Origin of the sequence: Tabrizicola sp. (assembly GCF_041911175.1) — a bacterium.
Taxonomy (GTDB): domain Bacteria; phylum Pseudomonadota; class Alphaproteobacteria; order Rhodobacterales; family Rhodobacteraceae; genus Tabrizicola.
This window is the reverse complement of the sequence record NZ_JAYRPN010000125.1, coordinates 21,573-31,407: the sequence shown is the minus strand read 5'-3', so window position 1 is coordinate 31,407 and position 9,835 is coordinate 21,573. Positions and strand designations below refer to the sequence as shown.

The 9,835-nt window shown below is 66.1% G+C and carries 10 protein-coding genes and 1 pseudogene; 8 read left to right on the top strand and 3 right to left on the bottom strand.

Translation table 11 applies throughout. From position 1 onward, the window contains the following. A pseudogene (locus ACE3P6_RS17305) lies at positions 1–196 on the top strand (hypothetical protein); the annotation flags it as partial. Next, positions 193–381 carry a DUF2783 domain-containing protein gene (locus ACE3P6_RS17300; RefSeq protein WP_374397550.1) on the top strand — a complete coding sequence of 63 codons (189 nt, stop codon included), beginning with the start codon at positions 193–195 and terminating at the stop codon, positions 379–381. The pseudogene ACE3P6_RS17305 and the gene ACE3P6_RS17300, both read left to right, overlap by 4 nt. A 57-nt stretch (positions 382–438) precedes the next feature. Here the strand turns inward: ACE3P6_RS17300 and hppD are convergent, their stop codons facing one another. After that, on the bottom strand, positions 439–1,533 hold the full coding sequence (gene hppD, locus ACE3P6_RS17295) for a 4-hydroxyphenylpyruvate dioxygenase (RefSeq protein WP_374397547.1): 1,095 nt from the start codon (positions 1,531–1,533) through the stop codon (positions 439–441). 136 nt (positions 1,534–1,669) lie between these two features. Here hppD and ACE3P6_RS17290 point away from each other — a divergent pair, with 136 nt between their 5' ends. The 6 genes from ACE3P6_RS17290 to ACE3P6_RS17265 all read left to right on the top strand — a co-directional run bounded on the left by ACE3P6_RS17290 (position 1,670) and on the right by ACE3P6_RS17265 (position 7,825). Continuing rightward, positions 1,670–2,125, top strand: coding sequence for an Lrp/AsnC family transcriptional regulator (locus tag ACE3P6_RS17290; RefSeq protein WP_374397558.1), 456 nt, complete (start codon positions 1,670–1,672; stop codon positions 2,123–2,125). Positions 2,126–2,226: 101 nt separating this feature from the next. Further along, positions 2,227–2,586 carry a DUF1428 domain-containing protein gene (locus ACE3P6_RS17285; protein ID WP_374397545.1) on the top strand — a complete coding sequence of 120 codons (360 nt, stop codon included), beginning with the start codon at positions 2,227–2,229 and terminating at the stop codon, positions 2,584–2,586. A gap of 75 nt (positions 2,587–2,661) precedes the next feature. Then, on the top strand, positions 2,662–5,820 hold the full coding sequence (locus tag ACE3P6_RS17280; RefSeq protein ID WP_374397555.1) for a valine--tRNA ligase: 3,159 nt from the start codon (positions 2,662–2,664) through the stop codon (positions 5,818–5,820). A 68-nt stretch (positions 5,821–5,888) separates the two neighbouring features. Further along, a complete protein-coding gene (locus ACE3P6_RS17275) occupies positions 5,889–6,299 on the top strand; it encodes a hypothetical protein (RefSeq protein ID WP_374397543.1) in 411 nt (136 codons plus the stop codon). Positions 6,300–6,351: 52 nt separating this feature from the next. Beyond that, on the top strand, positions 6,352–6,681 hold the full coding sequence (locus ACE3P6_RS17270; protein WP_374397553.1) for a DUF1992 domain-containing protein: 330 nt from the start codon (positions 6,352–6,354) through the stop codon (positions 6,679–6,681). A 43-nt stretch (positions 6,682–6,724) separates the two neighbouring features. Continuing rightward, entirely contained in the window at positions 6,725–7,825 is a 1,101-nt protein-coding gene (locus ACE3P6_RS17265) for a pyridoxal phosphate-dependent aminotransferase (RefSeq protein ID WP_374397542.1), read from the top strand. Here ACE3P6_RS17265 and ACE3P6_RS17260 read toward each other — a convergent pair whose 3' ends face one another. After that, complete coding sequence (locus ACE3P6_RS17260; RefSeq protein WP_374369638.1) at positions 7,826–8,203, bottom strand: DUF4177 domain-containing protein; 378 nt, start codon at positions 8,201–8,203, stop codon at positions 7,826–7,828. Between the two features lie 108 nt (positions 8,204–8,311). After that, positions 8,312–9,823, bottom strand: a complete 1,512-nt coding sequence (gatB, locus tag ACE3P6_RS17255; protein WP_374397540.1) for an Asp-tRNA(Asn)/Glu-tRNA(Gln) amidotransferase subunit GatB — start codon at positions 9,821–9,823, stop codon at positions 8,312–8,314. Between the last annotated feature and the right edge of the window lie 12 nt (positions 9,824–9,835).

Here is a 9,835-nt window from a genome sequence, read left to right as displayed (position 1 = left end):
GCCCGCCCCCCGGGTGCCGGGGCTTGTCACGCTGGGCGTCGAGACGACGCCCGAAGTCCGCGCGCGCTATCTTGGGGGGGCGACGCGGGCGCTGTACCTGATCCGCCCGGACCAGATCGTCGCCGCCCGCTGGCAGACCGCCGCGCCCGAGGCCATCGCAACCGCCGCCGCCGCGATCTGGGAGGACCGGACATGAGCCTGATCACCACGCCGAACCTGCGCGATCCGGATAGCGCCTATGCGGCGCTGCTGGCCGGGTACAAGGGGTTGAGCGAGGCGGAAAGCCAGGCCCTGAATGCGCGGCTGGTGCTGGTCCTGATGAACCATGTCGGCGCCGAGGTCTTTGCCGAGGCTTTGGACCTCGCGCGCAAGGCGGGATGATGGGGGGTGGGTTGGCGCCCACCCTGTGCCCGGCAGGGTGGGTGAACCCCGCCGTCCCTATGACGCCTTCAACACACCGCGGTCGATCTGGTCCTGCTCGATCGATTCGAAGAGAGCGCGGAAATTGCCCTCGCCGAAGCCGTCGTCACCCTTCCTCTGGATGAACTCGAAGAAGATCGGGCCGATCACGGTTTTCGAGAAGATCTGGAGGAGGATGCGGGTTTCGCCGCCATCCACCACGCCCTCGCCGTCGATCAGGATGCCGTGCTTGGCCAGCTTGTCCAGCGGCTCCTCGTGCCCGACGACGCGGGTTTTCGACAGCTCGTAATAGGCCATCGGCGGCTTCGGCATGAACTTCAGGCCGGCCTCGGCGATGGCGTCGGTGGCGGCGTAGATGTCGTCGGTGCCGACCGCGATGTGCTGGATACCCTCGCCCTTGTAGCGCTTGAGGTATTCGACGATCTGCCCGGTCTCGCCCCGGTCCTCGTTGATCGGGATGCGGATGCGGCCGCAAGGCGAGGTCAGGGCGCGGGAATGGAGGCCGGTGAACTTGCCCTCGATGTCGAAGAAGCGGATCTGGCGGAAGTTGAACAGCTTGCCGTAGAAGTCGAACCAGGTGTCCATGTTGCCGCGATGGACGTTGTGGGTCAGGTGGTCGAGATAGTGGAAACCCACGCCCTTCGGCTTGGGCGATGCCAGCCAGTCGAATTCGGCGTCATAGGGGTTCGCGTCACCGTAGCGGTCGGTGAAATAGATCAGCGAGCCACCGATCCCGACGATGGCGGGCAGGTCGAGGGTCTTTTCCGGGCCTTCGAACGGCGTGGCGCCGTTCTTCACGGCATGGGCAAAGGCATGGCCCGCGTCGGCCACCCGCCAGCCCATCGAGGGGGCGCAGGGGCCGTGTTCCTCGACGAACTTCCGGGCATGGCTGCCGGGCTCGTCGTTCAGGATGTAGGTGATGTCGCCCTGTTGCCAAAGCTCGATGGCCTTGCGCTTGTGCCGGGCGGTAAGGGCATAGCCCATGCGGGTGAAGAGCGCGCGCAATTCGTCGGGGTTCGGATGGGCGAATTCGACGAACTCGAACCCGTCGGTCCCGGCGGGGTTCTCGGGCGAGATCACCGCGCGGGGAGCGTTGTGCGGAAAGGGGCCCATTGGTTTGTCCTCCGTTTGAAATCCTTCCCTTGAGTGTGACACGGTCCTCTTGCTGATGGCGCGCAGATACGGGCTTGCATCTGCGAAATATTGCGTATTTTCATCGAAAAACTAGAAGACGATGCGAGAAACCCGCATGCCGGATGAAACCGATTCCCGCCTGCTTGCCGCCGTGCAGGCCAATGCGCAGATCACGGCGCAAGAGCTTGGTGATCTGTTGAACCTCTCGGCCAGCCAGGCCGCCCGGCGCCGCGCGCGATTGGAAGGCGACGGGCTGATTTCGGGCTACAGCGCAAGGCTTTCGCCGCAGAAGCTGGGCCTGACCGTCCAGGCCTTCATCCAGGTGCATTTCGCGGCGCATTCGCCCGAAGCCGCACGCGACTTCCTGCGCCTGATCGCCACCCTGCCCGAGGTCGTGGCCTGCTGGACCCTGACGGGTGAAGCGGATTATCTGCTGAGGGTCTGGTGCGCCGACCTGCCTGCGCTGAACCATCTGATCCACCACCGGCTGCTGCCGAACCCCTCGGTCGCCCGCGTGCAGAGCCAGATCGTGATGGACCAGCCGAAACCCGACGCCGGGCTTCCGGTCTGAGCCAGCCTGCGCCGCCTGCCGGGGCGGGGGAGCCGAAAGTGGGTGGGCGGGTTGAACCGTGCTACAGTCACGCATCCCGCCAACACTAATGGAGGACGACAATGGCCTATGTCGACGGTTTCCTGATCCCGGTGTCGAACGCCCGCAAGGACGAATACCGCGCGCATGAAGAGAAATGGTGGCCCTGGTTCCAGGGCAAGGGCGCGACCGGGCTGGTCGTCTGCTGGGGCGACGAGGTGCCCGAGGGCAAGCAGACCGACTTCCGCCGCGCAGTCGCCTTGCAGGCGGACGAAACGGTGGTCTTCGCCTGGATGACCTGGCCCGACAAGGCCACGCGGGACAAGGCCTTTGCCTCGATGATGGAGGACGGCGACATGGGCATGGCCGAGATGCCCTTCGACGGCAAGCGGATGGTCTATGGCGGGTTCAGTCCGATCCTGTCACTCGGCAAGACCGGCTAGGCTGCTTGCGGCGAGAGCCTTTCCCTTGCCGCGCGCTTTGGCTAAAGGCAGGACGGACGCGAGAGGATGACCGCCATGCCGATGGAAAAGACCTTCAACGCCGCCGAGGCCGAGGCGCGGATCTCGAAGCTCTGGCTTGATGCCAAGGCCTTCAAGGCGGGGGCCAATGCGAAGGCCGGGCGCCCGGCGTTCTCGGTGATGATCCCGCCGCCGAACGTTACCGGCAGCCTGCACATGGGCCATGCGTTCAACAACACGCTGCAGGACATCCTGACCCGTTGGCACCGGATGCAAGGCGACGACACGCTTTGGCAACCGGGCACCGACCATGCCGGGATCGCGACCCAGATGGTGACCGAACGCGAGATGGCTGCAAGCCAGGAGCCGGATCGGCGCACGATGGGGCGCGAGACGTTCCTCGCCCGCGTCTGGCAGCAGAAGCAGAAGTCGCGCGGCACGATCATCGGGCAATTGCAGCGGCTGGGCGCCAGCGCCGACTGGGACCGCGAGGCCTTCACCATGTCCGGGGCGCCGGGGGCACCGGCGGGCGAGGAGGGCAACTTCCACGACGCGGTGATCAAGGTCTTCGTGGACATGCACCAGAAGGGCCTGATCTACCGTGGCAAGCGGCTGGTGAATTGGGACCCGCATTTCGAGACGGCGATTTCCGACCTGGAGGTCGAGAACATCGAGGTGCCGGGCCATATGTGGCACTTCAAGTATCCTTTGGCCGGTGGGGCGACCTATGAATATGTCGAGAAGGACGCGGAGGGGAACGTCACCTTCCGCGAGACGCGGGACTACATCTCCATCGCCACGACGCGGCCCGAGACCATGCTGGGCGACGGCGCGGTGGCGGTTCATCCATCGGATGAGCGTTATGCGCCAATCGTCGGACATCTTTGCGAAATTCCGGTGGGACCGAAGGAGCACCGCCGCCTGATCCCGATCATCACCGACGAATACCCGGACCCCGCGTTCGGCTCGGGCGCGGTGAAGATAACCGGGGCGCATGACTTCAACGACTATGCGGTGGCCAAGCGCGCAGGCATCCCCTGCTACCGGCTGATGGACACCAAGGCGCAGATGCGGGCCGATGGGGTGCCCTATGCCGAGGCGGCGGAAGTGGCGCAGCGCATGTCGCGCGCCTGGCTGGTGGCCAAGGGCTACGCGACGCCGGGGTTCGCCGAGCAGCCTTTCACGTTGAGCGAGGCGGAGGTGGATGCGCTGAACCTGGTGCCGGACGACCTGCGCGGCCTCGACCGCTACGAGGCGCGCAAGCGGGTGGTGGAGCAGATCAGCGCCGAAGGACTGGCGGTTACGGTCCTGCAAAAGTCCGTCGACAAGGAAACCGGAGCAGAGCACCTGGAACGGGTTCCCGTCGTCGAGGCCAAGCCGATCATGCAGCCCTTCGGCGACCGCTCGAAAGTGGTGATCGAGCCGATGCTGACCGACCAGTGGTTCGTCGACACCGCCCGGATCGTGGAACCGGCGCTGGAGGCGGTGCGGTCGGGCGCGACGAAGATCATCCCGCCGAGCGGGGAGAAGACCTATTACCATTGGCTGGAGAACATCGAGCCCTGGTGCATCAGCCGCCAGCTGTGGTGGGGGCATCAGATTCCGGTGTGGTATGGGATCGACCTGGCCGCGCCGGGTTTCACCGATGACGAGGGCGACGAGGCGCTGGACCCGGTCGAGATGCTGCGCGTCCTCGGCGAGGGTCATGCCGGACTTGACCCGATCCATCGCTGCGCCGCGACTGCCGCGACGGCCTCGGCCCTGTTCCTGGACGATCTGGCAACCCTGCCGCATCCCTTGAACCACGCGCGGGTGGTCGAGGTGGCCGACCGCGCCGCCGCTGTGCAGATGCTGTCGGCCTCGCTGGCCGCCTACGAGGTCGACGAGGACCCGACCCGGCTGGTCTACCCGGTCTGGCGCGACCCCGACGTTCTCGACACCTGGTTCTCCTCCGGCCTCTGGCCCATCGGGACGCTCGGCTGGCCGGAACAAACGCCGGAGCTGACGAAGTACTTTCCCACCTCGGTTCTCGTGACCGGGCAGGACATCCTGTTCTTCTGGGTCGCCCGGATGATGATGATGCAGCTTGCGGTGGTGGACGACATTCCGTTCCACACGGTCTACCTGCACGGCCTGGTCCGCGATGCCAAGGGCAAGAAGATGTCCAAAAGCCTGGGCAACGTCATCGACCCGCTGGAGATCATCGACGAATACGGCGCCGATGCGCTGCGGTTTGCCAATGCGGCGATGGCCTCGCTGGGGGGCGTCTTGAAGCTGGATACCCAGCGGATCGCGGGCTACCGGAACTTCGGGACCAAGCTCTGGAACGCCTGCCGCTTTGCCGAGATGAACGGGGTCTGGGAGGGTCATGCGACCGGCCCGGCCCCCGCGCCCAAGGCCACCGCGAACCGCTGGATCATCGGCGAGACGGCAAAGACGCTGGCCGAGGTGAACGCGGCGCTGGAGGACTTCCGCTTCGATACCGCCGCCGATGCGCTGTACAAGTTCGTCTGGGGCAAGGTCTGCGACTGGTATGTCGAGTTCGCCAAGCCCTTGTTCGATGGACCGGACGCGGCGGAAACGCGGGCGACGATGGCCTGGGTGCTGGATCAGTCGATGATCCTGCTGCATCCCTTCATGCCCTTCATCACCGAGGAGCTGTGGGGCACTACGGCCAAGCGCGCGAAACTGCTGGTGCATACCGACTGGCCGGAGCTGCCCGCGACCCTGATCGACGCGGGCTCGATGCGCGAGATGACCTTCGTCACCACGCTGATCGACGACATCCGGTCCGCCCGCGCGCAGGTGCATGTGCCGGTGGGGTTGAAGGCCGATCTGGTGGCGACCTCGCTTTCCGACGACGCCCGCGCGGCGTTCCAGCGCAATGAGGCGCTGATCAAGCGGCTGGCGCGGGTGGAGACCGTGAGCGAAGGTGCCGCGCCGAAAGGGTCCATCGCGGTGGCGGCGGAGGGGGCGGCTTTTGCGATCCCGCTCGCCGGGCTGATCGACATCGCCGAGGAGAAATCCCGCCTTCAGAAGGCCTTGGACAAGCTGGCGAAGGAGATTGGCGGGCTGAAGGGGCGGCTCGACAACCCGAACTTCGTCAGGTCCGCACCGGAAGATGTGGTGATGGAGGCGACCTCGAACCTGGAGGCGCGGCAGGAGGAAGCGGCGAAGATCCGCGAGGCGCTGGCCCGGCTGTCCGATCTGGGGTAAGGAAATCCGGTCCAAGCCTTTCCGGGGCACATGCGTCAGAGTGATGATAGCCCCGGAAAGGACCCGTGATGCGCCTTGCCCTTGCCACCCTTGCCGTGATCGGACTTGCCAGCGCCGCCTGGCCGCTGACCACGCAGATATTCCCACAAATGACCCTGAAAGGGGGCGAGGCGCAGCTCGTCCCCGACACCGACGTCACGCTGCTTTTCACCGACGTCGAGGACCAGCGCTGCCCCGCCGGGGTGGATTGCTTCTGGGCCGGAATGATCCGCGTGCAACTGACTGTCTCGACGCCGACGTCGAAACAGGAGATCACGCTATGCAACCAGTGCGACAATGCGCGCGACCTTGCCACGGCGGGCGGGCTGACCATTGGCCTGATCGGCCTTGCGCCGTCGACCGAAGACCTCGCAAAGCTCGGGCGCGAACCGGTGCTGGCCGACTATGAGCTGACCGTGAACTACGGCCCCGCCGAGTGAAGGCTTGCGGCTGATCCGCGTCGCCCCCACCTTCGTGCTGGAGGTGACGCGCATGTCCTGGCTTTCCCGCCTGGCCGAACGGCAGATCCAGAAGGCCCGCCTGAAGGGCCAGCTTCAGGGGCTGGAGGGCGAGGGCAAGCCCCTGCCCGACCGTCCGGGCGACGCCTTCGTCTCGCCGGGCGATGCGGTGGGGTTCCGGATCATGGCCGAGGCGGGCGTCCTGCCCGAGGAAATCACCTTGAAGAAGCAGGCGGCGGCGCAGCGCGCCCGTCTGGCAGGCCTGACGGACGAAGCCGCCCGGAAGGCCGCTCAGGCGGAACTGGCGCGGCTGGAAATGCTGCAAGCCATCGCCGAGGAGAGCCGCCGCAAATTCCTGCGCTGAGGCCCCCTTGCGAAGCCCCCCGCCCCGTGCCAGCCTTCTGGCCATGAGCCGCTTTCTCACCCCGCACGCCGCCAAACTTCCCTCCACGGTCCCCTTCACCGGCCCCGAGGCGCTGGAGCGACGAACCGGCGTTGCCTTCCGCGCGCGGCTTGGCGCGAACGAGTCGCTGTTCGGCCCCTCTCCCCGCGCCGTGGTGGCGATGAAGGAGGCAGCCGAAGGCGCCTGGATGTATGGCGACCCGGAAAATCACGATCTGAAACAGGCGCTTGCAGCGCATCATGGGGTGACGCCCGGCCATATCGCGGTGGGTCCGGGCATCGACGGGCTGCTGGGTCTGGTCTGCCGCCTGGTGCTGGACCCCGGCACGAAGGTCGTGACGAGCCTTGGCGCCTATCCGACCTTCAACTTCCACGTCGCGGGCTTTGGCGGGGTGCTGACACGGGTGCCCTACAAGGGCGACCACGAGGATCCCGAGGCGCTTCTGTCCGCCGCAAACTCCACCGGGGCGCGGTTGATCTACCTGGCGAACCCCGACAACCCGATGGGAAGCCACCATCCGGCCAATGTGATCGAGGAGATGGTGGCAAACCTGCCCGAGCAGAGCCTCCTGATCCTGGACGAGGCCTATGCCGACCTTGCCCCGCTGGGAACGGTTCCAACCATCGCGGCGGATCATCCGCAGGTCATCCGGATGCGCACGTTTTCCAAGGGTTACGGGCTGGCGGGGGCGCGAGTCGGCTATGCGATCACCAACCCGGACCTGGCGCTGGCTTTCGACAAGGTGCGCGATCATTTCGGGATGGGGCGGATTTCGCAGGCCGGGGCTCTGGCCGCGCTAAAGGATCAGGGCTGGCTGAAAAGCGTGCAGGAACGCACCGTCGCGGCGCGGGCGCGGCTTTCGGGGATCGCCTTGGCAAACGGGCTGCGGCCCCTGCCCTCGGCCACCAACTTCGTGACCATCGACTGCGGTCGCGACGGGGACTACGCGCGGAAGTTGCTGGCGGAACTGGGGAGGCTGGGGGTGTTCATCCGCATGCCGGGGGTCGCGCCGCTGGACCGCTGCATCCGCATCAGCCTCGGCGATGACGCAACGCTGGATGCTCTGGAGGAAACCCTGCCGCTGGCGCGGAAGGCCGCAGGCTGATTACTCGGCCGCAAGGCCCTTTGCCGGGCCGACAGCCGGTGCATTGCCGGGCGTCGGGGCCTCGGCCGGGCCAAGGCGCGGGGTGGCGGGAACGGGTTCCTGCAACAGAAGCCGCGTGGTGCCCGGGGCGACGACCGACAGCGGCTCGATCACCCGGCGGAAGACCAGCAGGTTCTGGAAGGTGGTCTTGCTGCCGGTCAGCCCGACCCGTTCGTCGCAGGGCAAGGTATCGGCGCGGACATAGTCCCACCCCTCGGCACCAAGCTGGTTCATCAGGCTGGTGAGCGCGAGGGCGAACCGCTCTTCGGTGGTCTTCACGCCACGGGCCTTTTCCCCGCGTTTGGGGGCGGGAATGACCTTGAACTCGAAACGCTGCATCGGGCATCTCCCGCACTGTCCGCGGAAAGTCATATGGGATTCTGCGGCTTGCCGCAAATCACACAGAGTTTTTCTGGCGGAACCGCGCCAGTTGGGCAACAGCCGGGGTCAGAGCCCCAGCTTCGCCGCGACCAGCGCGTTGACCGTGGCCGGGTTGGCCTTGCCGCCGGTGGCCTTGATCACCTGGCCGGTGAACCAGCCCGCAAGCTTTGGATTGGCCTTGGCTTTTTCCACCTGATCGGGGTTCGCAGCGATGATCTCGTCCACCGCTTTCTCGATGGCGCCGGTGTCGGTGACCTGCTTCATGCCGCGCGCCTCGGCGATGGCCGCCGGGTCGCCACCTTCGGTATAGACGATCTCGAACAGGTCCTTGGCCATCTTGCCGCTGATCGTGCCCGCGGCGATCAGGTCGATGACGCCCCCCAGCTGCGCGGCGGAAACCGGGCTTTCGGTGATGTCGTGGCCTTCCTTCTTCAGCCGCCCAAACAGCTCGTTGATCACCCAGTTCGCGGCCATCTTGCCGTCACGGCCCTTCGCCACCGCGTCGAAGTAGCGGGCCGAGTCCAGTTCGGCGGTCAGGACGTTGGCGTCATAGTCGGTGAGGCCGTAGTCCGCCATGAAGCGGGCCTTCTTGGCGTCGGGCAGTTCCGGCATGGAAGCGTGGATACCGTCGACCCAGGCCTGCTCGATCTCCAGCGGCAGAAGGTCGGGGTCGGGGAAATAGCGGTAGTCATGCGCCTCTTCCTTCGACCGCATCGAGCGGGTCTCGTTCTTGTCGGGGTCGTAGAGGCGGGTTTCCTGCACGACCTTGCCACCATCCTCGAGGATGGCGATCTGGCGGCGGGCCTCATGGTCGATGGCAGCCTGGATGAACCGCATCGAGTTCATGTTCTTGATCTCGCAGCGGGTGCCGAGGTGGCTGAAGTCCTGCGTGGCCTGGTATTTCTCGTACTGGCCGGGGCGGCAGACCGAGACGTTGACGTCGGCGCGCAGGTTGCCGTTCTGCATGTTGCCGTCGCAGGTGCCAAGGTAGCGCAGGATCTGGCGCAGCTTCGTCACATAGGCCGCAGCCTCCTCCGGCCCCCGGATATCGGGGCGCGAGACGATCTCCATCAGCGCCACGCCGGTGCGGTTGAAATCGACGAAGCTGAGGTTCGGGTCCATGTCGTGGATGGATTTCCCGGCGTCCTGTTCGAGGTGGATGCGTTCGATCCGCACCCGGCGGGCAACGCCGGGGGACATTTCCACGATCACCTCGCCCTCGCCCACGATGGGGTGGTAGAGCTGGCTGATCTGGTAGCCCTGCGGCAGGTCGGGGTAGAAATAGTTCTTGCGGTCGAAGGCCGAGGTCAGGTTGATCTGCGCCTTGAGGCCCAGCCCGGTGCGGACGGCCTGTTCCACGCAGAATTCGTTGATCACCGGCAGCATCCCCGGCATCGCGGCATCGACGAAGGCGACGTTGGAGTTGGGTTCCGCCCCAAAAGTGGTGGAGGCGCCGGAGAAGAGCTTGGCGTTCGAGGAGACCTGGGCGTGGATTTCCATGCCGATGACCAGTTCCCAGTCGTGCTTGGCCCCGGCGATCACCTTGGGCGCGGGAGGGGTAGTGGTCAGATCAAGCATGGGTGCCTCCGA